Genomic DNA, 23,105 nt, shown 5'->3' with positions numbered 1-23,105 from the left:
GACCGAAAGTCTTGCAATTGCTCGATGTTCCCGAATTGACCGCCGACGAGATCCTGGCGCGCGTGCTCCATCGCGACGGGCTGATGCTGGTCATCGACAAGCCCGCCGGCCTGCCGGTGCACCGCGGCCCCAAGGGCGGGGCCAATCTGGAAACGTCGTTCGATGCGCTTCGTTTCGGCCTGCCGCGGCCGCCGGTGCTGGCCCACCGGCTGGACAAGGACACCTCCGGTTGCCTCGTGCTCGGCCGCCATCGCAAGGCGACGGCCTCACTCGGCCTCCTCTTCAAGCACGGCAAGATCGGCAAGACCTACTGGACCGTGGTCGAGGGCGGCCCTGCCGAGGACGAAGGCACCATCGACATGCCGCTCGGCCGGCTCAATGCCGAGCGCGGCTGGTGGCAGAAGCCGGACCCGGAAGGGCAGAAAGCCGTCACAAATTGGAAGGTGATGGGCCGGGGCGACGGGCTGACCTGGCTCGCCATGGAACCGGTGACCGGCCGAACCCATCAATTGCGGGTGCATTCGGCGTCGACCGGCTGGCCGATCTTCGGTGATAACATTTACGGCAACGGCCCGCGCTTCGGCGAGCCGCGGCTGCACCTGCATTCCCGCGAGATCGTGGTACCGATCTCCCGGAACAAGGAGCCGATCCGCGTGGTCGCGCCGGCCCCGCCCCACATGCACGACAAGCTCCGCGCCTGCGGGTGGAATGGGGAATAGTTTTAGCCCCTCATGGTGAGGAGGCGCATCAGCGCCGTCTCGAACCATGAAGGCCCGACTGTCGCCCGCGGCCATCCTTCGAGACGCCCGCTTCGCGGGCTCCTCAGGATGAGGAGCAGTGGCCGGTCGGGGAGCAAAGCAGTGCTCGCCTTCCGCCCCGTGGTTTACGAAACGTTCAGTGCTCGTCTCTATTGATAGCGATTGCTTAGAACAAGCTTCCGTCATTCGCTCAGGACGAGCAACGCGTCATGTCCACGGCCGAGTTTTCGATCATCGATGAAGTCGAATCAGCGATTCGGCTCGGCTCGGCGGAAAAGGGCCTGGAAACGGCCCGCCGCGTCACCGACCTGTTCCTCTCCTCCGCCGGAAGTTTTGGCAACGAGCAGATCGCGCTGTTCGACGACGTGCTCGAGCGCCTGATCGGCACCATCGAGCTGCGCGCCATCGCCGACATGGGCGCACGCGTTGCGCTGGCCGAGATCAGCGCGCAGCTTGCGCCGATCGCGCAGGCGCCGCCCTCCGTGATCCGCCGCCTCGCCAATAATGACGAAATTCGCATCGCCGGCCCCGTGCTCCAGGAATCCGCGCGCCTCGACGATGGCGAGCTGGTGAAGATCGCCTCCAGCAAGGGCGAATCGCATCTGCTCGCGGTCGCCGGTCGCTGGTGGCTCAAGGAGATCGTCACCGACGCGCTGCTGGCGCGGCGCTATCCCAGCGTCAGCCGGCGGCTTGCCGCCAATCCCGGCGCGCGCGTTTCCGGAAACGGATTTGCCGTCATCGTCGGGCAGGCGGAGGCCGATCCCGAGCTCGCCGTGAGCGTCGGCGTCCGCGTCGACCTGCCGTCCGATTTGCGCCGCCGGTTGCTGCGTTCTGCGACGGATGCCGTGCGCACCCGGCTGCTGTCGCGCGCACCGCCGCATCTGTTCGAGGAGATCCAGGGCGCGATCGCCGCCGTGACCGTCGGTGTCGAGCGCGAGATGTCGGCCGTCCGCGATTTCGAAGGCGCCAAGCGGGCCATCGCAAATCTCAAGGCGACGGGCCAGCTGACCGAGGCGACGCTGCTCGGCTTCGCCACGCAGCGGCGCTACGAGGAAACCGTGGCTGCATTAGCGGCCCTGTCCGGATCGACCGTCGAAGTGATTCGCCCGCTGATGCAGAGCCTGCGCGAGGACGGCTTGCTGGTGCCGTGCAAGGCGGCCCAGCTCAGCTGGGAAACCACAGCCGCCGTGCTCGAGAGTCGCTTTGCCACCGGCGCGATGAAACCCGCCGATATCGCGAGGGCGAAAAGCAATTACGCGCGAATGACGTCGGAGAACGCGCGGCGGACGCTGCGATTCTGGCAGGTGCGGGCGTTGTAGGCCTGCTGCTCATCACACACTCCGCTGTCATTGCCCGCGAAAGCGGGCAATCCAGTATTCCAGAGACGGCAGCGATAGAACCGAGGAGCCGCGGCGTACTGGGTCGCCCGGTCAAGCCGGGCGACGACACTGATTACGTGGTTAGCCGCTCGCCATCGCTGCCGGCGATCATCAGCGGCACCACACGGCCAATACGTTCACCCGCGATCGCCACCGGCAGATAATGCTCCGTGCGGCCCTGGCTGTCGCTCTCGATCAGCACATCGCGCGTCGTACCCACTTCCTCTTGCAGCCGCCGTCGTAATGCCACTTCGCCCGCCGCACGCAGCCGCTTCGCACGCTCCTTGATCGCACCGCCCGCGACCTGCGGCATCCGCGCGGCCGGCGTGCCGGGGCGTGGCGAATACGGGAAGACGTGCAGGAACGTCAGACCGCACTCCTCCACGAGATCCAGCGAGCGCGAAAACATCTCCTCGGTCTCGGTCGGAAAGCCCGCGATGATGTCGGCTCCGAACGCGATGTCCGGGCGCAGGCGGCGGACCTGGTCGCAGAACGCGATCGCGTCGTTGCGCGAATGCCGCCGTTTCATGCGCTTCAAAATCATGTCGTCGCCGGATTGCAGCGACAGGTGCAGATGCGGCATCAGGCGCGCATCGTCGCCGATGGCATCCAGCAGATCGGCATCGGCCTCGATCGAATCGATCGAGGAGATGCGCAGGCGCTTGAGCTCCGGCACGTGCCGCAAGATCTGCTTCGTCAGCATGCCGAGTCTTGGTGCACCCGGCAGGTCGGCGCCATAGCTGGTGAGGTCCACACCGGTCAGCACGATCTCGGCATGGCCGCGCGCAACAAGCGCCCGCACCTGATCGACCACCGCGCCCATCGGCACCGAGCGTGAATTGCCGCGGCCATAGGGGATGATGCAGAACGTGCAGCGATGGTCGCAGCCGTTCTGCACCTGCACGAACACGCGCGGCAGGCCGCTCGCAAAGCCGTCGATCAGATGCGGCGCCATCTCCTTCACCGCCATGATGTCGCTGACGGCGATCTTTTCGCTCGCACCGAGATCGAACGCGGCACGCGCATCGCGCCAGGCTTCGCTGCGCATCTTGTCGTCATTGCCGAGGACGCGATCGACCTCGGCCATGTCTGCGAACATCCGGCTCTGCGTCTGCGCCGCACAGCCGGTGACGACGATGCGCGCGCCCGGTCGTTCGCGCTTCAATTTACGGATCGACTGGCGCGCCTGCGCCACCGCCTCGTTGGTGACGGCGCAGCTGTTGATGACGATGGTATCGGAAAGGCCAGCGCCTTCAGCCTCGCGGCGGATCAATTCGGCCTCGAAGGCATTGAGGCGGCAGCCGAAGGTGACGACGTCGACGGCCATCAGCCGACCGGCGCGAACAGCGCCGGATCGAAGGAGCCCTCATATTCGAAGGTCGCGGGGCCCGTCATCAGCACGTGGTCATCGCTTTCACGCCATTCGATCCCGAGCTTGCCGCCGGGCAGCGCGATCTCGACATTGCGCTCGGTGCGCTTCAGCCGCGCGGCCGCGACCGCGGTCGCGCAGGCCGCCGAACCACAAGCTCTGGTCAGGCCCGCGCCACGCTCCCAGGTGCGGATCGTGACGTGGTCGCGATCGACGATGTGGGCGAGCGTGATGTTGGCGCGTTCGGGGAAGATCGGGTGATTTTCCAGCAGCGGACCGAAACGCTCGAGATCATAGGCGTTGACGTCCTCGACCCAGAAGATCGCATGCGGATTGCCCATGCTCACCACTGAAGGCGAATGCAGGATCGGATTGTCGATCGGCCCGATCTGCAATTCGATGTAGCGGGTGTCGCGAAACTCTTCCGCCAGCGGAATCTCCTGCCAGCCGAACTTCGGCGCGCCCATATCGACGGTGTAGAGATCGGGCGCCGGGCCCTGCCAGCAATTGAGCAGGCCCGCGGCGGTCTCGAACGTTGCCGTGGTCTGCCCGGTCTTCTCGAAGATGCGCCGCACCACGCAGCGCATGCCGTTGCCGCAGGCGCCGGCCTCGGAGCCGTCATTGTTGTAGATGCTGATGAAGGCCTCGGTCCCGTCGAACCGCGGCTTCCGGAGCACCATGAGCTGGTCGTAGGGCACGCCGCCCGGCGCGGACGCGACCGCGCGGGCGTCGTCCGGCGTCACCGGCGCGGCGGAATCACGCATGTCGACAACGACGATCTCGTTGCCGATGCCGTTCATCTTGGCAAATGCGTGGTTGGCCAGAGCGCTCATGAAATGTCCCGAATTTCGCCTGCCTTATATGGCGATCCTTGGCGGCTTGGCCAGTGATTTGCCGCCATAGCCATGACGCATCTGTCATGGGACGAATTCGGCACTCGCGTGTTAGAACGGCAGGGTTCGCGCAATCCGGGACGCGCGGCCGGCTCAAGGCCTTGGGGATGTAAGGCCTTGGCGCATAAGCCCTTGGGGAGAATAGAATGAATCGTTTTTGTCGCCTCGCACTGCTCGCGCTGATCCCGGCAGCGACCATGTCGTTTGGCGTGCCCGGCGCTCTGGCGCAGACCCCGAGCCCGGCGCCCGCCGCGTCGGCCAGCCCTTCGCCGGCTCCGTCGGCCTCGCCCTCCCCGGCCGCAAGTGCGGCACCTGCGCCCGCGGCGGCGCCCTCTCCGGCGCCATCGCCTGCGGCCAGCGCTTCGCCCTCACCCGCTCCGGCGGCCCCGCCGCCCGCTGCGGCCGCGACGCCCGCCCCGGTGCAGACCGCCGATCCCTTTGGCCTGGAGACCACGCTCGAGCCGAAGAAGGTCGTGATGGTCAAGGGCACTGCCAATTGGGATTCGGCCTTCGACACGCTGATCGACGCTTTCAAGGCGCTGAACACGCTGCTGGACAAGCAGGGCATCAAGCCCGCCGGCAATTCGATGATCGTCTACACCTCGACCGACGACACCGGCTTCACCTTCCTGGCCGAGATCCCGGTCGAGCAGGACCCGAAGAACCTGCCCAAGGACATGAGCATCGGCAAATCGCCCGAAGGCAAGGCGCTGAAATTCGTTCATCGCGGCTCCTACGACAACATGGACAACACCTATGAGGCGATCACCAATCACCTCGACGACAAGAAGCTGGAAGCCAAGGACACCTTTATCGAGGAGTACCTCACCGATCCCCTGAAGACGGCGGAGGACAAGCTCGTGATCAACGTGTTCGTGCCATTGAAGTGAGAGAGATGAAGAAGCCTGCCGTCCTTTTTACGTCCCTTGCCGCCGCTTTCGCCGCCACGCTGCTGGCGACGCCCGCACGCGCGGACGATTTTCCCTCCGCGATCTCGGTGAGCGGCGAAGCCACGATCTCCGCGGCGCCCGATCTCGCGCAGATCGACGCCGGCGTCGCCAACGACGCCAAGTCGGCGAAGGAAGCCTCCGACGCCAACAACGCCGCGATGGGCAAGGTACTGCTGGCGCTGAAGGGCGCTGGCATCGCCGAGAAGGACTATCAGACCTCGCGCCTGTCCTTGCAGCCGCAATACGGCCAGAACAAATCCACCGGCGCTTCGCCCGTGGTCGGGTTCCGCGCCTCTAACCGCGTTACCGTGAAGATCCGCGACGTGACCAAGGTCGCTGGCATCATCGACACGCTGGTCGGCGCCGGCGCCAACGACATCGGCAACATCTCCTTCGAGGTGACGCAGGCCTCAAAGCTGCTCGACGACGCCCGCGAACAGGCGGTCGTGGACGCCCGCCGCAAGGCCGAGATCTATGCCAAGGCCACCGGCGTCACGCTCGGCTCGCCGCTCAGCGTATCCGAGGGCGGCGCTCCGGTGCCGCTGTTCAAGGCAAGAATGGCGACCGCGCCGATGGCGGCGCCCGCGGCAGTCGCCCCGGGCGAGGAAACGCTGTCGGTGACGGTGAATGTCAGCTGGGCGATTATTCGCCCTGAAGGCAAATAAGTCTCTTGTCCCGGACGCGCTGCAGCGTGAAACGCCGCTGCGCAGGGCCGGGACCCAGAAAGCCAACGGCACGTGCTGCTGCATGGGCCCCGGCTCTGCAGCGCACCGTCGAAGAGACGCTGCGCTGCGTCCGGGGCAAGTTGTGTACGTGGATGGATTTAGATCTCCACCACCTGTCCCGGCTGCATCGCCACGAACCGTTCCTGCGGAAGCTTCGCGGCATCCAACGCTTCGACCAGCGCCTTGGCCGGCGCGTCGATCGCTTCATCGGTCAGCTGGAACGTGCCGTGATGATGCCCGAGCGCGGCTTGCGCGCCGCAATCGGCCAGCGCTTTCACGGCGTCTTCCGGATTCATGTGCTGGTCGCGCATGAACCAGCGCGGTTCGTAGGCGCCGATCGGGAGGATCGCCAGACGCAGCGGCCCGTGCTTCTCTGCGACGCGGCGAAAGTGCCCGCCGTCGCCATAGCCGGAATCGCAGACCACGTAGATTTTCCCCGCCGGTGTCTCCAGCACGAAACTCGCCCACAGTGCCTTGTTGCGATCGAACATGCCGCGCGCCGACCAGTGCCGGGTCGGCACCAGCGTCACGGCGATGCCGCCGCCGAGCTCGACGCGATCGTGCCAGTCGAAGGCCTCCACCTTGATGGAGGAGTCGGCGCTGCGCATCGTTACGTCGTTGCCGAGTGGCGTCACCACGCGCGGCGCAAAGTTCTTGGCAAGCCGCGACAGCGTCGCGATGTCCAGATGATCGTAATGACCGTGCGAGACCAGCACGACGTCGATCTTCGGCAGCTTCTCGAACGCGATACCGGGGTCGTTGTGCCGCTTCGGTCCGGCAAAGCTGACGGGCGAGACCCGCGAGGACCAGACGGGATCGACGAGGATGTTGAGGCCGCCGGCCTGGACCAGCCAGCTGACGTGGCCGACGAAGGAGAGCCGCACCTTGTCGCCCTCGACGCGCTGCGGCGGCGTGTCGGCATGGGGGTTGGGCACCCAGTCGGGCCAGTCCGCGCGCTGCCCCCGGCCACCTAATTGCCACCGCAGCACCTCGCCGAGCGATCTCGGCGGCGCCCCGTCGGGATCGAAGAAGGTCAGGCCGTCAAAATGGTCGGAGACCGGGCCGTCATAGGTTTTCATGCGGGACATCCAGAGGGGCGGAACACCAACCAGCGCGGCGCCACCGGCGAGCGATCCAAAGAGGCGGCGGCGGGTGATCGGCACAAGCGGGCTTCAGGGATGGTAACGGAGGTAAGTCATCGTCTTCTATATGGGCGGAGCCCAGGCAAAAGGAACCGGCCGCGAAAAGTTCCGTATTCTCAGGGCCTTGCCCTGGCAAAGGCACCCCGGCACCCTAACTTTCCTTGACTTTTGGGCGGGAGCGGCGTTTAACCCCGCCACTTTCTCGGAAAGGCTTTCTTTTCGACCCGCCTACTGGCCCTGGAGGCCAGAGGCCAACGCCCGACAGCGCTGTGCGCCCTCGGGCGCAAAGGTGTTTGGAAGATCGCTTGCTTTGGAAGTGGTCATCGCCCGACTTGATCGGGCGATCCAGTATCCCAGAGGCAGCTCGGCTGAACCGAGGTGCCGCGGCGTACTGGATGCCCCGGTTAAGCCGGGGCATGACGATGGTGAACGCGGCAACCCTGCGCGAGCAGGACAAGGGACAACGGCATTGTTCGACAATCTGTCGGAACGGCTTGGTGGCATTCTCGATCGTCTGACGGGGCGCGGTGCGCTGACCGAAAAGGACGTCGACGCCGCGATGCGCGAGGTGCGCCGCGCGCTGCTGGAGGCTGACGTCGCGCTCGAAGTGGTGCGCAGCTTCACCGAGCGCGTCCGCGAGCAGGCGATCGGCGCCACCGTCGTCAAATCGGTCACGCCCGGCCAGATGGTGGTCAAGATCGTCCATGACGAGCTGATCAACACGCTCGGTGCCGAAAGCCAGACCATCGACGTCAATTCCGTGCCGCCGGTGCCGATCATGATGGTCGGTCTGCAAGGCTCCGGTAAAACGACCACCACCGCAAAGCTCGCCCGCCGCATGGTCCAGCGCGACAAGCGCAAGGTGCTGATGGCTTCGCTCGACATCTATCGCCCGGCGGCGATGGAGCAGCTGGCCGTGCTCGGCCGCGATCTCGACATTCCGACCCTGCCGATCGTCGCCGGCCAGCAGCCGGCTCAGATTGCGAAGCGCGCGCTGGAAGCCGGCAAGCTCGGCGGCTACGACGTCGTGCTGCTCGACACCGCCGGCCGCACCACGCTCGACGAAGACATGATGGCGGAAGCGGCTGCGATCAAAGCCGCTGCCAATCCGCATGAAGTGCTGCTGGTCGCCGACAGCCTCACCGGCCAGGACGCCGTGAATCTCGCGCGCGCCTTCGATCAGCGCGTCGGCCTCACCGGCATCGTGCTGACACGCGTCGACGGCGACGGCCGCGGCGGCGCCGCGCTGTCGATGCGCGCCGTCACCGGCAAGCCGATCAAGCTGATCGGCACCGGTGAAAAGACCGACGCGCTGGAAGATTTCCATCCCGATCGTATCGCCGGCCGCATCCTCGGCATGGGCGACGTGGTGTCGCTGGTCGAACGTGCCGCCGCCAACATCGACGCCGAAAAGGCCGCGCGCACCGCCGAGCGCATGCGCAAGGGTCAGTTCGACCTCAACGACATGCGCGAGCAGCTGTTGCAGATGGCGAACATGGGCGGCATCAGCGGGCTGATGGGCATGATGCCCGGCATCGCCAAGATGAAGAACCAGATCGCGGCCGCCGGCATCGACGACAAGATCCTGAAGCGCCAGGTCGCGGTGATCGATTCCATGACGCGCGACGAGCGCCGTCATCCCGACCTGCTCAAGGCCAGCCGCAAGAAGCGCATCGCCGCAGGAAGCGGCCAGAGCGTCGAGCAGGTCAACAAGCTGCTCAAGATGCACCGGAACATGGCCGACGTGATGAAGGCCATGGGCTCGGGCAAGCGTGGCCCGCTCGCCGGCATTGCGCAGGCGATGGGCTTTGGCGGCGGCATGAAGCCGCCCTCGCCCGAAGAGATGAAGGCGTTGCAGGAGAAGATGCAAGGCGGCGGACAAGGTCTGCCCAGCCTGCCGAAGGATTTGCCCGCTGGTCTGCGCACCGGCCTGCCCAACGTTCCCGGACTGACCGGGCTGAGCGGCAAGCCGACGCTGCCGGGCCTCGGCGGATTTCCGGGCAAGAAGAAATGAGGAATTCGTCGCGAGGGATCCTAAGCATCTCGCGCGACGCGGAATACCAATCAACCGAACAAACTGTACTTTGAAGGAGAACCAGATGTCCGTCGTTATCCGCCTCGCTCGCGCAGGCACCAAGAAGCGCCCCGTCTATCACGTCGTCGTCGCCGATTCGCGCTTTCCCCGCGATGGCCGCTTCATCGAGCGTCTCGGTTATTTCAACCCGCTGCTGCCGAAGGACAACGAGGCCCGCCTCAAGCTCGACATGGACAAGGTGAAGGCCTGGGTCGCCAAGGGTGCGCAGCCGTCGGACCGCGTGGCGCGTTTCCTCGACGCCGCCGGCGTCAAGAAGCGCGAAGCGCGCAACAACCCTGAGAAGGCCGTGCCGCGCAAGGAGCGCAAGGCGCAGGCCGAAGCCGCCGCGAAGGGTTAAGGTCAGATCATGTCGGCGCTGGTCTGCGTCGCGCGGATCGGCGCCGCGCATGGTGTGCGCGGTGCGGTCAAGCTGTGGACCTTCACCGAAGATCCCTTTGCGGTCAGGCGCTACGGGCCGCTTCTGTCCAAGGATGGCAAGCGCCAGTTCGAGGTCGCGCAGGCGCGCGAAGCCAAGGATCATCTGGTCGCGACGTTCAAGGGCGTCACGACCCGCGATGAGGCCGAGCGCCTCAACGGCATCGAGCTCTACGTCGCGCGCGAAAAGCTGCCCGCGACCGACGAGGACGAATATTACCACACCGACCTGATCGGGCTCGCCGCCGTCACCACCGACGGCGACGCGCTCGGCCGCGTGCTCGCGATCCACAATTTCGGCGCCGGCGACATCATCGAGATCGCTCCGCCCAAAGGATCTGCAAAGGGCACGACGATGCTGCTGCCGTTCACAAACGCGGTGGTGCCGGAAGTCGATCTCACAGGCGGCCGCGTCGTGATCGCGCTGCCGCAGGAGATCGAGGGTGATGATGACAGCGAGGCTCCGTCATCATGACGGTGCGGTAACGGCTCGCTAACAAATCTCGCGAAATCTTCACTTGCATCGGGCATCCGGCTCGTTCACGCTTTGGTTGCATCGCCCTCCCGCGCCTCTCCCCAACACCGGAGCTCCAAATGCTGCGCCGCTGTCTTATGGCAACGATCGGCCTGCTCGCATCCGCGGGCCTTGTCAGTGCGCAGACGCCACCGAGCCCCCCGCCGGCTGCAGCCGAGCAAGCCACCTCGCTCGCCCCGATGGAGGAGCCGCAGGTCGGTGACCACTGGACCTACGAGATGCGCGACGAGATCACGGGCGACCTCAAATCGACCATGACGCACACCATCACCGACGTGTCGGCCACCGAGATCAGCGTCCGGTTCGAGATCCTCGGCAAGCCCGGTTTCGGCTACCAGACCTATGACCGGTCGTGGGACATCATCAACAATGGTGCATGGCGGTTCACGCCGAATGACGGCACGGGCATCCGCATGCCGCTCGCGATCGGCAAGACCTGGACGTTCAAGTCCAGCGACTCGAACAGCACGGCGGGTGTCAACCTGAAGCGCACGGGTACCTCGAAGGTCACTGCCAGGGAGACCATCACCACCCGCGCCGGCACATTCGAGGCCTACAAGATCGAAACCTCGATCGAGATGCGAAACGCCAACGATCCCACCAAGAAATCCCAGGCCGAGCAGCAGGCCTGGTACGTGCCCGAGATCAACCATTGGGTGAAGCGCACTTATGTCAGCAGAGCGGACGGCAGGGTTCGCGAGCGGGGCGCGCTCGAAATGATCGAATACGGCCGCCGCTAGCGGCCGGCGCGAAAGCGACCGTCGATGACCGAAGCCTTCCGGGGAGCATGAAGATGTCTCGTTACGCGGCCACGATGATGGCTTGTCTGCTTGCCGGCACCACCCTGGCATCGGCGGCGAGCGATCCGCCCGCCGCCGCAAAGCCGGTCATCGCGATGGAGGCACCCCTGCAAGGCGACTTCTGGACCTACGAGGTGCGGGACGAAATCAGCGGCAAGGTCAGCGCGGTCCGCAGGAACATCGTCACCGAGGTCACGCCTGCCGAGATCAGCGTTCGGGTCACGACCGACGGCAAGGAGGCCGAGGGCCTGAACATCTACGATCGGTCGTGGAATCTGAAGAACGCGGGTGAGTGGAAATATCAGCCCGGCGACGGCAGCGGCATCCATGCGCCACTGAAAATCGGCGATAGCTGGAGCTTCTCCGCCGATGACGTCAACAGCAGCAAGGGCTTCATCTGGAAACGCTCGGGCCATTCGAAGGTCGTCGGCCAGGAGACCATCACCACCAAGGCCGGCACGTTCGAGACGTACAAGATCGAAACGACGCTCCTGAGGCGTCCAACCAACGATCCGAGCCGCAAGCACGAGATCTCGGCCATGACCTGGTACGCGCCGGCCATCGACCACTGGGCGAAACGGACCTACGTGGCGCGCGGCAACGGCCATCTGCTGACCAATAACGTCATCGAGCTCGTCGAGTACGGCCGCAAGCAATAACCAACTCGGCCGGCCGGGCCTCGACCTGTCGGCCGCAATGCCCTAACCAGCGGCCATGACGACCTCCTCACCCTGGCGCGCGACGGTGCTGACACTGTTTCCGGAGATGTTTCCGGGGCCGCTCGGCGTGAGCCTGGCCGGCCGGGCGCTGGCTGGCGGGCTCTGGGAGCTCGAGGCGCGGGACATCCGGGCCTCAGCCACCGACCGGCATCGGAGCGTCGACGACACCCCCGCGGGCGGCGGACCGGGCATGGTGCTGCGGGCCGATGTTCTGGCGGCGGCGATCGATGCCGCCGGGATCAGCGCGGACCGGCCGAAACTGCTGATGAGCCCGAGGGGTCGGCCATTGACCCAGGCCCGGGTGGTGGAGCTGGCCGAGGGTCCGGGTCCCCTGATCGTTTGCGGACGGTTCGAGGGCGTGGACCAGCGGGTGATCGACGGACGGGGCCTGGAGGAGGTCTCGATCGGCGACTACGTGCTGTCCGGGGGCGAAATCGCCGCGCTGGCCCTGATCGACGCCTGCGTCCGGCTGCTGCCCGGCGTGATGGGCAAGGAGGCCTCGGGAACCGAGGAAAGCTTTTCGGAGGGCCTGCTCGAATACCCCCAATACACCCGCCCGCAGCTGTTCGAGGGGGCTCCGATCCCGGAGACCCTGACCTCCGGCGACCACGCCAAGGTTGCAGCCTGGCGGCGGGCACAATCCGAGGCCCTGACGGCGGCCCGGCGGCCTGATTTGTGGGCCAAAATCCCGGCCAAAGCCCCGAATCGAGCCAGACGCCAAAAAACGCCAAAAAACAAGACAGACGGGTGACAAACGCTCCGGCTTGCCTTATAGGAGCGGCCACATCCGCAATAGCTGGATCAACGAATTTCGCGCAGCCCCCGTCCTGCGGCTGGGCGCGCCGATGGAGATTTACCCATGAACCTGATCCAACAGCTCGAAAAAGAGCAATTCGACAAGCTCTCCGCCAGCAAGGAGATTCCGGAATTCGGTCCCGGTGACACCGTGATCGTCAACGTGAAGGTCGTCGAAGGCGACCGCACCCGCGTGCAGGCCTATGAAGGCGTCTGCATCGGCCGTTCCGGCGGCGGCCTCAACGAGAGCTTCACCGTCCGCAAGATCTCCTATGGCGAGGGTGTCGAGCGCGTGTTCCCGCTACTCTCCCCGATGATCGACTCGATCAAGGTGGTGCGCCGCGGCAAGGTGCGTCGTGCCAAGCTCTATTACCTCCGCAACCTTCGCGGCAAGTCGGCCCGCATCGTCGAGAAGACTGAGCACGCCAAGGCCGTCAACGAGTAAGCTCCGTTTACAGACGAGTTCTAGAGAGCGCGGGGCAAAACCCCGCGCTTTTTTGTTGCGTCAGCCGTGCGCGTCAAAGCACTCGCGCTTCCAAATCGGCCTGCTATATATTCTTGGAATGTTTCCAGATCAGACCAGCCTCGCCCCCGTCACGCGCATCGTCATCGACGATCGCTCGCGGCTGCCTGGCCGGTTCTTCGGACGCTTCGCGACCTCGGCAACGTCAGAGCTTACGCGCGCAGCCTAAAAGCTGCGCTGACGATTTTGTTGCCCGCGCGTGACCGCGCATATCCGCACCACAACATTCCTGGAGCTGAAGCTCATGTCCAAGCCGACCACATTGTACGACAAGATCTGGAACGACCATCTGGTGCACGAAGCCGACGACGGCACCTGCCTGCTCTATATCGACCGCCATCTGGTGCACGAAGTGACCTCGCCGCAGGCGTTCGAGGGTCTGCGCGCCACCGGCCGCAAGGTGCACTCGCCGGAAAAGACGCTCGCCGTCGTCGACCACAACGTGCCGACCACCGATCGCACCAAGCCGAATCCCGATCCGGAGAGCATCGAGCAGATCAAGGCGCTGGCCGAGAACGCCAAGCAATTCGGCATCGAATATTACGACGAGTTCGACAAGCGCCAGGGCGTCGTCCACGTCATCGGCCCCGAGCAGGGCTTTACCCTGCCCGGCACCACCATCGTCTGCGGTGACAGCCACACCTCGACGCATGGCGCGTTCGGCGCGCTCGCACACGGCATCGGCACCTCCGAGGTCGAGCACGTGCTGGCGACGCAGACGCTGATCCAGAAGAAGGCGAAGAACATGCGCGTGACCGTCGACGGCAAATTGCCTGAAGGCGTGACGGGCAAGGACATCATCCTCGCCATCATCGGCGAGATCGGCACTGCCGGCGGCACCGGCTACGTGCTGGAATACGCCGGCGATGCGATCCGCGCGTTGTCGATGGAAGGCCGCATGACGGTCTGCAACATGTCGATCGAAGGCGGCGCCCGCGCCGGCCTGGTTGCGCCCGACCAGAAGGCGTTCGACTTCCTGCGCGGCCGCCCGAAGGCGCCGAAGGGCGCGGACTGGGACGCGGCGATGCGCTACTGGGAGAAGCTGCGCTCCGACGACGGCGCGCATTTCGACCACGAGCTGCGCCTCGACGCTGCCAAGCTGCCGCCGATCGTGACCTGGGGCACCTCGCCTGAGGACGTCATCTCGGTGACCGGCATCGTGCCCGATCCGGATCAGATCGCGGACGAGGCCAAGCGTCTCTCCAAGCACCGCGCGCTGAAATACATGGGCCTGACGGCGGGCACGAAGATCACCGACATCAAGCTCGACCGCATCTTCATCGGCTCCTGCACCAACGGCCGGATCGAAGATCTGCGCGCGGCGGCGAAGATTGCCGAAGGCAAGACCGTTTCAGCGCATGTCAACGCCATGGTCGTGCCGGGCTCGGGCCTCGTGAAGGAGCAGGCCGAGGCTGAGGGTCTGGACAAGATCTTCATCAAGGCCGGCTTCGAATGGCGCGAGCCCGGTTGCTCGATGTGCCTCGCGATGAACCCGGACAAGCTGGCCCCGGAAGAGCGCTGCGCCTCGACCTCGAACCGCAACTTCGAGGGACGCCAGGGCTTCAAGGGCCGCACGCATCTGGTGTCGCCGGCGATGGCTGCGGCGGCTGCGATCGCGGGTCACTTCGTCGACGTCAGGGAGTGGCGGTAAGCCGCTCCCTGCAATTTGAGCTAAAGCGGCAAACGGCCGTTAATCGGCATCGCCGACACTGCGTCCTCGCGACGGTTTCGCGAGGACACAGCTCATGGCCAACAAGCCTGAATATGTCGATCTGATCGGCGAGGCGACGCGCCAGCACCGGCGGCGCGCAACGCCCTTGCCCATCGTCGCCAAGCCCGAGGTCGAGGAGACCTCGAAGCTCAGCCGCTGGCCGCCGGCGATGATCAAGCAGTGGAAGCTCGAGAACCTGACACGGTGGAAGCCGGCGTCGTGGAAGCTGAAGGATTGGCTCTAGGCCACACGAACAAAGGGCGCCGTCGCGGCGCCCTTTTCATTTCGATCGCGATTACCAATAGCGGTACGGATAGTGCCAGCGATGCCACCGGCAGACGCGGCGCGGACCGTAATAGGTCCAGATCACCCGGCAGCGGCGCGGATAGTTGTAGTAGGGATAGTAGCCGCCGTAATAATAGCGCCGGTGGAAGTGGCGATAGCCGTAATGCGGGCGATAGACCCCGTAGCGATGAAAACCGCCATAGTGGCGAAATCCGCCGTAGCGATAGCCGCTACCGTGAAAGGCGGGTGCGGCGCGGAAGCCGCCGATATGGCCGCCACGAAAGCCACCGCCGCGGAAACCGCCGATATGTCCTCCGCCGCCGTGGAAACCACCGCCACGAAAACCGCCACCACCATGGAAGCCGCCACCATGTCCACCACCGCCGCCACCGTGGCGAACCTGCGTGATCATGTCGTCGCTTGCAGCCTTCGCCGCCGGCAATGGCGTCGGATTGATCGGAGTCATCGCTTCGGCACGTTGTGCAGTTCCGGCCGACAGCATCAGCGTGGCAACGGCCGCGAGCCCGAGCAAGCGTATCGGGCTTGTCCGAGCATCCAAGATCCGCAGCATGGAATTCTCCCTGAATCTGAACGGCAGCATTGCGGCGCAGCCGTCGCTCGCATCGCTGTTCAATTGCAGTCGCTCCCAAGATTAAATTAGGGACAGCGACGTGAACCCCTCGTGAATGAACAACCTGCCGAGGCGCCGTGCCACGACAAAAGGAATTCGAAAGATGACCGTCTACGCGATCGCGCAATTGAAGATGACGGACCGCGCGGCCTATGACCGCTATCAGGCGCGGTTCTTCGACGTGTTCAGAAAGTACAATGGACGGCTGCTCGCCGCCGACGAGCAGCCGCGCGTGCTCGAGGGCCCGTGGCCGTTCGACAAGCTCGTCATGATGTCGTTTCCCGACGAGGCCGCGTTCCTCGCCTTCTCGAATTCGCCGGACTACGAAGACATCTCGCGCGATCGCAAGGCGGGCGCGCAGGCAACCGTGCTGCTGGTCAGGGGATTTGCGCCGGCGGGCTAACGCGGCGCGTCACCACCACGGCCCGTAGCCGAACACGAAGGGTGCCGGCACGCCGTAGGGATAGGGACGATAGTAGATGGGCCGCGCGTAATAATGCGGATCATGGGGCGCTGAGCGCCGCGCAACGTCATGGTGTCTTGCGTGCCGTCTCGCATCGAAAATCGCTGTCCCGGCCGAGGCATCCGACTTCGTCACACTCTGCGCGGTTGAAGCGCGAGGCAAACCCGCTGCGAGCCCGGCGACAACGGCCAATGCAATCCATCTCGTCATGACGAACTCCGCCCTCAAGATGCGGGCATCACGCGGCCGTTGAGGCGCGTCAGCCCCGCCGCCAGTAGCAGCTCATATGCGGCACGATCACCGTGCCGCTCGGCCGATATTCCTGCACATAGGTGGCGTTGCACTCGCGCACCGCATCGGGACCCGGATAGTAGCGCGGATAGACGCCGTCCGGAGCGTAGTAGGGCGTGACGCGCAGCCGGGCGGGCGGGCGCCTGCGCGGCGGCGGAACGTCGTCTGGCGAGGCCGCCTGGGCCAGCCTGACACCGGCGCCGGCCGTCTGAGCTTCCGCACCGACGCAAAATTGCGAAAACAACCCCATGCAAAGTAGAACCAGTATTGCTGTTCCCGCCCGCATCGCACCACCACCCACCTGAGCTATCCCCTTGAGGCGCCGTACGCTCCCCGTTTTCGTGCGCGGCGTCAACTCTTCGTAGCCCTCTATAAAGCCGGATGCATCGCCACGGAACCCGCGCTAAGAAAAGCCCATGTGGACGGAATTGAAAGCACCCTCGCTGGCTGAGATGGAAGCGACGGCGCACGACATCTTCGAGCGCCTGCCGGCGGAATTTCGCGGCCTCTGTGAGGGCGTGATCCTCCGTGTCGACGACTTCCCGACCGAGGAAGTGATGGACGAGATGGAATGCGATAGCGAGTTCGACCTGCTCGGCCTGTTCCAGGGCGTCGGCCTGCCCCAGCAGAGCCTGGGCGATGTGGCGCGGCTGCCCAACATGGTCTGGCTCTACCGCCGGCCGATCCTGGATTACTGGGCCGAGCACGACGAGAGGCTCGGCCACATCGTCCGCCACGTCCTGATCCACGAGATCGGCCACCATTTCGGCCTCTCGGACGACGATATGGCGGCGATTGAGGCTCAGGCGGAGTAGGACGTCATCGGTTGCGTATGGTTGGCGCAGCGAGAAGCATCGTCAGTCGATAGTCGGACCAGCCCGCGAGAGACAGCGACACCTGCTGATAGTGCAGCAGTCCCATGGTCGGATGATCGAACGCACGCTCGCCGCCTTCGCGTGCCAGAACCCCCTGCGTCTCCCAGCAGCGTTCGAAATCGGGGCTTCCAACTCTCAGTTCCTCGACGAGCCGGCGAATGTCCGGATCGTCGGAATAGGCTGTAACAGCGGCGCGGAATTCTGCGACGACGCGTTGCGCGCGTGAGGTCCAGTCGAGGATCAGTGTTCGCGCCTCGGGCCTGAGGAAGATGTAGCGCAGAAGATTTTTTTCGCCGTCAGCATCGAGCCATCCGGCAAACAACCGGGACGCTTTCGCATTCCAACGACGCGCACCCCATGTGCGATCGAGAATGTAGGCCGGCCCTTCGATCGCATCGACGCAGGCCAGCACCTCCTCAGGCGGATCATCCCTGTGGCCGGGACGCTCGGGATCGCGCTTGCCCCCAACTTCGAACAGATAGCTGCGCTCCGCTCGTGACAGGCGCAATCCGCGTGCGAGGCGCGCAAGTGTCGAAGCCGAGACGGAGACATCGCGACCCTGCTCGATCCACGTGTACCAGGTGACGCTCAATCCGCAGAGCTGAGCGACCTCCTCGCGCCGGAGGCCGGGCGTGCGCCGCCGTGCTCCGGCGGCGAGGCCGAATTCTGCCGGAGACTGGCGCTCCCGGAGCGCGCGCAGGAACGCGCTGAGCGAGAGAGCTGGAGCGATCGGGTCTGGTCCCTTCATGGTGGTTTTTATACCAGCATAAATAACATTCTTAAACGGGTATAATCGGCATGCTAACTCTTTGCCGCTGCGGCGTCGCTGCGGAAAGGACGAACGGGTATGGGCAGGCAATTCGCAAGGATCGAACCTGAGCACAGGGCTTTCATCGAACGGCAGAAGATCTTCTTCGTCGCGAGCGCCCCGCCGAAGGGACGCATCAACGTGTCTCCCAAGGGCCTGTCGGCATTCCGGGTGCTGGGAGAGAGCGACGTCGCCTACCTCGATTGCACCGGCAGCGGCAGCGAGACCCGTGCGCATCTGACCGCCTCCGACGACAAGCGGCTGACCATCATGTTTTGCGCCTTCGACGGCGCCCCGATGATCCTGCGGCTCTATGGCCAGGCTCGATCGCTCATGCGCGGCACGCCGGAATATTCCGATCTCGTTCCTGACTTCGAGGACATGGCAGGCGCCCGCCAAATCGTGCGCCTCTCGGTCGACCTCGTGCAGACGTCATGCGGTATGGGCGTGCCGCTGTTCGACTACAGACAAGAACGCGGCAGCCTCGTGCGCTACTGGACGGCGCAGGGTGTCAACAATTTGCGAAAATACTGGGGTCTGAAGAACATGAAGAGCATCGACGGCCTGCCGACCGGCTTTGCCCCTGACAGCATGGCTCCGCCAGGCTGAAGACGAACCTCGATTTACGCCCCTAGGCCTGCCGAATCCGGCCTAGGATTTGTGTGCCAACCGGGCTAAATAGCCCTCCCCTGACTTCAAACCGGGAAGCCTGAAATGGACAAGTTCACCACGCTGGAAGGCGTCGCGGCGCCGCTGAAGATCATCAATGTCGACACCGACATGATCATTCCGAAGCAGTACCTCAAGACCATCAAGCGCACCGGCCTTGGCAAGGGGCTCTTCTCCGAGCAGCGCTACAAGGACGATGGCAGCGAGAATCCGGATTTCGTGCTCAACCAGCCTGCCTATCGCAATTCGAAGGTGCTGGTCGCCGGCGACAATTTCGGCTGCGGCTCGAGCCGCGAGCACGCGCCCTGGGCGCTGCTCGACTTCGGCATCCGCTGCGTGATCTCGACCTCGTTCGGCGACATCTTCTACAACAACTGCTTCAAGAACGGCATTCTGCCGATCCGCGTCTCGCAGGAAGATCTCGACAAGCTGTTCGACGACGCCGAGCGCGGCGCCAATGCGACGCTGACGATCGACCTGCCGAACCAGGAGATCCGCGGCCCCGACGGCGGCAAGGTCAAGTTCGAGATCGACCCGTTCCGCAAGCACTGCCTGATCAACGGCCTCGACGACATCGGCCTGACGATGGAGAAGAAGGCCTCGATCGACACCTACGAGGAAAAGCTCAAGCGCGAACGCGCCTGGGCCTGAGATCGAGCTCCAGTTCGAGCCCCGGTGCGACGAGCGCCGGGGCTTTTTCTTTGCCCTGATTAACCCCTAGATTGACGCGCATGCTGCCCGACATCGTCACCTTCTGGCACGGCCCGATGGACGCACTGCGCCAGACCTGTCTGCGCTCGCAGCTCGCGGCCGGCCACAAGGTCACGGTCTACAGTTTCGACACCATTCCCGGCCTGCCCGCGGGCATCGGGAATGCGGATGCCGAGGCGATCCTGCCGCACGCGTTCTCCGAACGATTGCGACCGCCGCAGCCGGACGGAAGCTGGCGCGACTGGACCACGCTGCAGTTCAGCGACTTCTTCCGCATGAAGCTGATGGCGAAGAACCTCGGCCTCTGGCTCGATGCCGACGTGCTGCTGCTGAAACCCGTCGAGATCGATCCAGCAAAGCCCTACTTCGCCTGGGAGCGGCCGCGCCAGCTCGGCAATTCCGTGATCTATCTGCCGGCGAAGCACGGCATCGTTGCCGCCTTCGAGGAGCTGATGGAGCAGGAGGAGCTGACGCCGAACTGGCTGTCGGTGCGCCATCGCATCACCTTCATGATGCGTCGCCTGCGCGGGGGCTCGAACCGTCTCTCGGATATTCGCGTCGCGATCTTCGGACCGGCGGCGCTCACTGCGCTCGCGCGCCGCACCGGTGAATTACAAAACGCACTGCCGAAGCAATCGTTCTACGCCGTGCATGCCGAGCCAAAACTGTTCTTCGATCCCTCGAGCTATCTCGGCCTCGTCACTAACCCCGAAATCATCGGCCTGCACATCTCGCCCAAGGGCCGTGGCGGCGAAAAGCCGATCCCGGGCAGCCTGTATGCATGGGCGACGGAGCGGTTTAGCTGAGCTCTCTCCGCTGCGCGGCACGCTCGTGCCCCGACGCAGCGCAGCACGTCAGTGATGCGCTGCTGAGCCGGGGCCCAGCATGTGGCAAGATGGGTCCCGGCTCTGCGGAGCGGCACTTCGCGCCGCACCGCGTCCGGGACACGCGACCTGCCTTCTTGACCCATTCTCAATTTGATCCAGCGCAACGCGCTCCTGCACCATTGTGCCTAGTCTGGCTCCAATTCCACGACCCGAACGGAGCCTCGCATGAGCACCGCAAGTAGGCCTTATCCCATCGTACAGGATCTCATCGAATCCTTCGCGAACTGGCTGAAGCATCGCCGCGAGATGAACGAGATGCGGCAGCTCGATCGCGCCGATTTCGACCGGATCGCGCAAGATCTCAGGATCGCGCCTGACGATCTGGAGGAGCTGGTCCGTCACGGCAAGCACGCTGCCGACGAGCTGCTGAAGATGCTCGAGCAGCTCGGCATCAGCGCAGACAGGCTCGGTCGTGCGCAGCCGCTGCTGCTCCGCGACATGGAGCGCGTCTGCTCGCTCTGCAATCACAAGGGACAATGCGACCGCGATCTCGCCGATGGCACCGCCGCGGAGAACTACCACGGCTATTGTGCCAATGCGTCGACGCTGGAGTCGCTCGATCGGGCCGACGTCGCCCCGCGCTGACGCGTCGTCTGGATCGAAAGATCAGATCGTGCCGTTTCGCGCGCAAGCGTCGCGCTGGGCAAATCCCTTCACGAGCTTTCTGCATGCTCGATAGCGCTCTTCCATACTCGCTCCGCCGGCATGACCCGGAGGGCCAGGTTCGGCCGCGCTCTCTTTCTTGACTGCATGAGCTCGCGACGTCTTATCGCGTTTGGTCGGAGGTTCGGCATCCTCGGGCACCGGCACAAGCTGCCAGACTGGACGAAGCTCGATAGTCGCGGTCTCCGACGGATTCTCCTTATTGATGGAAGTCAGGGCAAGGACGTTCTTGTCCAGCTTGACCGTGACAGGCGTTCCATTGATGGAGAATTTATCGTTCGAAATGAACTCGGCGAACGATTTGTATCCCGCCACATCCTTCGCCCATGATTGTTTCGTGGGCGGCCCCCAGAGGTAGTATCCTTTGGCCAAGCCCGTCGCGGAGACCTCCGTGATGATCAGCATGGCGTAGCGTCCCTTGCCATTGGTCCACCCGCGCTTGTTGGACCACACGCCGACAAACCTGGAATTGGCGTTGAGTGGATCGTTCTGATCGGACGAGATGGCGAAGCTCGGCAATTCGAGGTGCTGAGCTGCCGCGATGACAGAGATTTTTTTGTTGTCGTCGGGCGTAAATGGATTTCGCACGACGCGCTTGGCATCAGGCTCCTGGCGCCCGCCCGCATCCGATTTCGGGGCAGCAGCCGGAGATGATAGCGCCGCAACTTCGCTGGCCTTGAGATCCTTGATTCGTTGGCGGGCTTCGACGGCGTGGTCGCTGCGGGGGTATCTGGCGAGAAATTCCTCAAAGAGAGCTGCCACCGACGACGTCCGGACAGCCTGCCAGAACTTCTCGTCTTCCGCGGGAGCTGCGGGCGCCGGAGTTGATGCAGCTGGCGCCTGAGCGGCGACGGCGGGGGCCTTGAGGTAAATCTCTTCCTTCGACAACGAGCCATACACGAAAGGCTGCTGTTCGCGCCTGGTTGCCGCCATCACGTCGTCACGAACCCGGCGAAACAGAAACGATATCTCCAGGCCGGGCGTTTCGATGTGGCGAAGCAGCGACGTCGTGAAGGGGCTATTCCGGCCTTCGCCGTCGCTTGCCGTGGTGCCGTCCCGGGCGGCATACGCGATCAGGACATTGTCGGACGGCTCCGTCGGCGCGAGCCCGCGAGCCACGGCCCGGGTGCTCAACGAGCGCTTCATCTTCGCAGCAAAAGGGTTGTTGCGGCACGCGTCAAGTATCACGAGGCCCAACTTCCGTGCCTTCGAAACCTGAAGGCTCACCGAACGCAGGCTGATCGCCTCGCTTTCGGCGTCGGTATCGCTGCGCAGCTCGGCGCTGATCGGGATCAGCCAATTCTCGCCGCCGACTTCCATGCCGTGCCCGGCGTAGAACACGACGGCGATGTCGGACATTTCGGCGGATCGGCCGAACTCAACGACGGCCTTCCTCATCTCTTGCGCGGTGGCGTTCTTGACTTGAGTGACCTTGAAATCCAGCCGCTCCAGCGCGCGGCCGATGTCGGCCGCGTCGCGAGTCGGGTTCGGCAACTCGGGCACCTTCTCGTAGGCGCCATTGCCGATGACAAGCGCAACCCGCGCCTGCGCAAGGGCGGGCTGAGCGGACAAAAGCGACATGACGAGAAAGACAGCTGCCCCAAAAAAACGCATCAATAGATTGCCCGAACCCACCAATGGCTTCGAGGGTAGCACCCCTGTTCACCACCGCAACGGGAAAAGCCGAGATCGTGGACTTCGGCGAAACGGCCGTCGTCGGGACGAGCCGACGACAAGCAGCTGACGATGCCGGTGCAGCTCGGCATCGGCGCGGAAGCGCCCGGGCCAGGGCAAACTCACGCGCCGCCGCAACAATCACTGGTCGATCACCACGTGTGGCACCTCGCCCAGTAGCAAAGGGCGTCAATAGTATGATGTATGCAAGGCCCTGTTTGCGCGGCGAGGATGCCGGCAAGGTCTCCGCAATTGTCCGTGCTTGATCTCGACGAATGGCTCTGTTTGGATGGTTGCCCTTCGGCAATTCGAATTCCGGACAATCATGGCAAACGAAATA

The 23,105-nt window shown here is 64.5% G+C and carries 27 protein-coding genes; 19 read left to right on the top strand and 8 right to left on the bottom strand.

Annotated features, from left to right (window positions below):
- Positions 1 to 17 precede the first annotated feature (17 nt).
- Both AB7245_RS01990 and AB7245_RS01985 read left to right on the top strand, forming a co-directional pair.
- Complete coding sequence (locus AB7245_RS01990) at positions 18 to 719, top strand: RluA family pseudouridine synthase (protein ID WP_063985990.1); 702 nt, start codon at positions 18 to 20, stop codon at positions 717 to 719.
- Between the two features lie 248 nt (positions 720 to 967).
- Positions 968 to 2,077 (top strand): DUF2336 domain-containing protein, encoded by a 1,110-nt coding sequence (locus AB7245_RS01985; protein WP_071908656.1) that lies wholly within the window; start codon positions 968 to 970, stop codon positions 2,075 to 2,077.
- Between the two features lie 133 nt (positions 2,078 to 2,210).
- On the opposite strand, the gene mtaB is transcribed toward AB7245_RS01985, so the two are convergent.
- Entirely contained in the window at positions 2,211 to 3,464 is a 1,254-nt protein-coding gene (gene mtaB, locus AB7245_RS01980) for a tRNA (N(6)-L-threonylcarbamoyladenosine(37)-C(2))-methylthiotransferase MtaB (protein ID WP_063980400.1), read from the bottom strand.
- The gene (gene dapF, locus AB7245_RS01975) at positions 3,464 to 4,339 is read right to left on the bottom strand and encodes a diaminopimelate epimerase (RefSeq protein ID WP_063980399.1); all 876 of its coding nucleotides are present in this window, start codon (positions 4,337 to 4,339) and stop codon (positions 3,464 to 3,466) included. Before dapF ends, mtaB begins: the two co-directional genes overlap by 1 nt.
- A 206-nt stretch (positions 4,340 to 4,545) precedes the next feature.
- Here dapF and AB7245_RS01970 point away from each other — a divergent pair, with 206 nt between their 5' ends.
- Both AB7245_RS01970 and AB7245_RS01965 read left to right on the top strand, forming a co-directional pair.
- Positions 4,546 to 5,289, top strand: coding sequence for a GyrI-like domain-containing protein (locus tag AB7245_RS01970; RefSeq protein WP_071908659.1), 744 nt, complete (start codon positions 4,546 to 4,548; stop codon positions 5,287 to 5,289).
- Between the two features lie 5 nt (positions 5,290 to 5,294).
- On the top strand, positions 5,295 to 6,014 hold the full coding sequence (locus AB7245_RS01965; protein WP_063980398.1) for an SIMPL domain-containing protein: 720 nt from the start codon (positions 5,295 to 5,297) through the stop codon (positions 6,012 to 6,014).
- Between the two features lie 158 nt (positions 6,015 to 6,172).
- Here the strand turns inward: AB7245_RS01965 and AB7245_RS01960 are convergent, their stop codons facing one another.
- Entirely contained in the window at positions 6,173 to 7,237 is a 1,065-nt protein-coding gene (locus AB7245_RS01960; RefSeq protein WP_063980397.1) for an MBL fold metallo-hydrolase, read from the bottom strand.
- Between the two features lie 448 nt (positions 7,238 to 7,685).
- Between AB7245_RS01960 and ffh the strand changes: the two genes are divergently transcribed.
- The 9 genes from ffh to AB7245_RS01915 all read left to right on the top strand — a co-directional run bounded on the left by ffh (position 7,686) and on the right by AB7245_RS01915 (position 15,052).
- Positions 7,686 to 9,230, top strand: coding sequence for a signal recognition particle protein (ffh, locus tag AB7245_RS01955; RefSeq protein WP_063980396.1), 1,545 nt, complete (start codon positions 7,686 to 7,688; stop codon positions 9,228 to 9,230).
- An 85-nt stretch (positions 9,231 to 9,315) separates the two neighbouring features.
- The gene (gene rpsP / locus AB7245_RS01950; RefSeq protein ID WP_063980395.1) at positions 9,316 to 9,648 is read left to right on the top strand and encodes a 30S ribosomal protein S16; all 333 of its coding nucleotides are present in this window, start codon (positions 9,316 to 9,318) and stop codon (positions 9,646 to 9,648) included.
- A 9-nt stretch (positions 9,649 to 9,657) separates the two neighbouring features.
- Positions 9,658 to 10,200 carry a ribosome maturation factor RimM gene (gene rimM / locus AB7245_RS01945; protein ID WP_063980394.1) on the top strand — a complete coding sequence of 181 codons (543 nt, stop codon included), beginning with the start codon at positions 9,658 to 9,660 and terminating at the stop codon, positions 10,198 to 10,200.
- Between the two features lie 119 nt (positions 10,201 to 10,319).
- Positions 10,320 to 11,000 carry a TapB family protein gene (locus AB7245_RS01940; RefSeq protein WP_187387863.1) on the top strand — a complete coding sequence of 227 codons (681 nt, stop codon included), beginning with the start codon at positions 10,320 to 10,322 and terminating at the stop codon, positions 10,998 to 11,000.
- A gap of 53 nt (positions 11,001 to 11,053) precedes the next feature.
- Positions 11,054 to 11,719, top strand: coding sequence for a TapB family protein (locus AB7245_RS01935; protein ID WP_187387862.1), 666 nt, complete (start codon positions 11,054 to 11,056; stop codon positions 11,717 to 11,719).
- A gap of 55 nt (positions 11,720 to 11,774) precedes the next feature.
- Positions 11,775 to 12,530: a tRNA (guanosine(37)-N1)-methyltransferase TrmD gene (trmD, locus tag AB7245_RS01930; RefSeq protein ID WP_063980391.1), complete on the top strand. Its 756-nt coding sequence runs from the start codon at positions 11,775 to 11,777 to the stop codon at positions 12,528 to 12,530.
- Positions 12,531 to 12,638: 108 nt separating this feature from the next.
- Positions 12,639 to 13,019: a 50S ribosomal protein L19 gene (gene rplS, locus AB7245_RS01925; RefSeq protein ID WP_063980390.1), complete on the top strand. Its 381-nt coding sequence runs from the start codon at positions 12,639 to 12,641 to the stop codon at positions 13,017 to 13,019.
- Between the two features lie 322 nt (positions 13,020 to 13,341).
- Positions 13,342 to 14,748, top strand: coding sequence for a 3-isopropylmalate dehydratase large subunit (gene leuC, locus AB7245_RS01920; RefSeq protein WP_063985988.1), 1,407 nt, complete (start codon positions 13,342 to 13,344; stop codon positions 14,746 to 14,748).
- A gap of 94 nt (positions 14,749 to 14,842) precedes the next feature.
- A complete protein-coding gene (locus AB7245_RS01915; RefSeq protein ID WP_063980389.1) occupies positions 14,843 to 15,052 on the top strand; it encodes a hypothetical protein in 210 nt (69 codons plus the stop codon).
- Positions 15,053 to 15,103: 51 nt separating this feature from the next.
- Here AB7245_RS01915 and AB7245_RS01910 read toward each other — a convergent pair whose 3' ends face one another.
- Positions 15,104 to 15,664, bottom strand: coding sequence for a hypothetical protein (locus tag AB7245_RS01910; protein WP_063985987.1), 561 nt, complete (start codon positions 15,662 to 15,664; stop codon positions 15,104 to 15,106).
- Positions 15,665 to 15,827: 163 nt separating this feature from the next.
- On the opposite strand from AB7245_RS01910, the gene AB7245_RS01905 reads away from it, so the two are divergent.
- Positions 15,828 to 16,127 (top strand): DUF1330 domain-containing protein, encoded by a 300-nt coding sequence (locus AB7245_RS01905; protein WP_063985986.1) that lies wholly within the window; start codon positions 15,828 to 15,830, stop codon positions 16,125 to 16,127.
- Between the two features lie 9 nt (positions 16,128 to 16,136).
- Here AB7245_RS01905 and AB7245_RS01900 read toward each other — a convergent pair whose 3' ends face one another.
- Complete coding sequence (locus tag AB7245_RS01900; RefSeq protein WP_084794921.1) at positions 16,137 to 16,397, bottom strand: hypothetical protein; 261 nt, start codon at positions 16,395 to 16,397, stop codon at positions 16,137 to 16,139.
- Positions 16,398 to 16,446: 49 nt separating this feature from the next.
- The gene (locus AB7245_RS01895) at positions 16,447 to 16,728 is read right to left on the bottom strand and encodes a hypothetical protein (protein WP_063980388.1); all 282 of its coding nucleotides are present in this window, start codon (positions 16,726 to 16,728) and stop codon (positions 16,447 to 16,449) included.
- A gap of 166 nt (positions 16,729 to 16,894) precedes the next feature.
- Here AB7245_RS01895 and AB7245_RS01890 point away from each other — a divergent pair, with 166 nt between their 5' ends.
- Positions 16,895 to 17,293 (top strand): metallopeptidase family protein, encoded by a 399-nt coding sequence (locus AB7245_RS01890; protein ID WP_063980387.1) that lies wholly within the window; start codon positions 16,895 to 16,897, stop codon positions 17,291 to 17,293.
- A 4-nt stretch (positions 17,294 to 17,297) separates the two neighbouring features.
- On the opposite strand, the gene AB7245_RS01885 is transcribed toward AB7245_RS01890, so the two are convergent.
- Positions 17,298 to 18,101 carry a helix-turn-helix transcriptional regulator gene (locus AB7245_RS01885; RefSeq protein WP_063980386.1) on the bottom strand — a complete coding sequence of 268 codons (804 nt, stop codon included), beginning with the start codon at positions 18,099 to 18,101 and terminating at the stop codon, positions 17,298 to 17,300.
- Between the two features lie 99 nt (positions 18,102 to 18,200).
- Between AB7245_RS01885 and AB7245_RS01880 the strand changes: the two genes are divergently transcribed.
- The 4 genes from AB7245_RS01880 to AB7245_RS01865 all read left to right on the top strand — a co-directional run bounded on the left by AB7245_RS01880 (position 18,201) and on the right by AB7245_RS01865 (position 21,013).
- Positions 18,201 to 18,770, top strand: a complete 570-nt coding sequence (locus AB7245_RS01880; protein ID WP_063980385.1) for a pyridoxamine 5'-phosphate oxidase family protein — start codon at positions 18,201 to 18,203, stop codon at positions 18,768 to 18,770.
- Between the two features lie 105 nt (positions 18,771 to 18,875).
- Complete coding sequence (gene leuD / locus AB7245_RS01875; protein WP_014490662.1) at positions 18,876 to 19,481, top strand: 3-isopropylmalate dehydratase small subunit; 606 nt, start codon at positions 18,876 to 18,878, stop codon at positions 19,479 to 19,481.
- 80 nt (positions 19,482 to 19,561) lie between these two features.
- Positions 19,562 to 20,347, top strand: a complete 786-nt coding sequence (locus AB7245_RS01870; protein ID WP_063980384.1) for a hypothetical protein — start codon at positions 19,562 to 19,564, stop codon at positions 20,345 to 20,347.
- 246 nt (positions 20,348 to 20,593) lie between these two features.
- A complete protein-coding gene (locus tag AB7245_RS01865; RefSeq protein ID WP_063980383.1) occupies positions 20,594 to 21,013 on the top strand; it encodes a hypothetical protein in 420 nt (139 codons plus the stop codon).
- Between the two features lie 21 nt (positions 21,014 to 21,034).
- Here the strand turns inward: AB7245_RS01865 and AB7245_RS01860 are convergent, their stop codons facing one another.
- Positions 21,035 to 22,726 (bottom strand): caspase family protein, encoded by a 1,692-nt coding sequence (locus tag AB7245_RS01860; RefSeq protein ID WP_439033832.1) that lies wholly within the window; start codon positions 22,724 to 22,726, stop codon positions 21,035 to 21,037.
- Positions 22,727 to 23,105: the final 379 nt, after the last annotated feature.

The organism is Bradyrhizobium sp. 604_D8_N2_3 (assembly GCF_051810765.1).
Lineage (GTDB): Bacteria > Pseudomonadota > Alphaproteobacteria > Rhizobiales > Xanthobacteraceae > Bradyrhizobium > Bradyrhizobium barranii.
The sequence above is the reverse complement of the archived record's forward strand: the minus strand, read 5'-3'. Positions and strand labels throughout refer to the sequence as shown.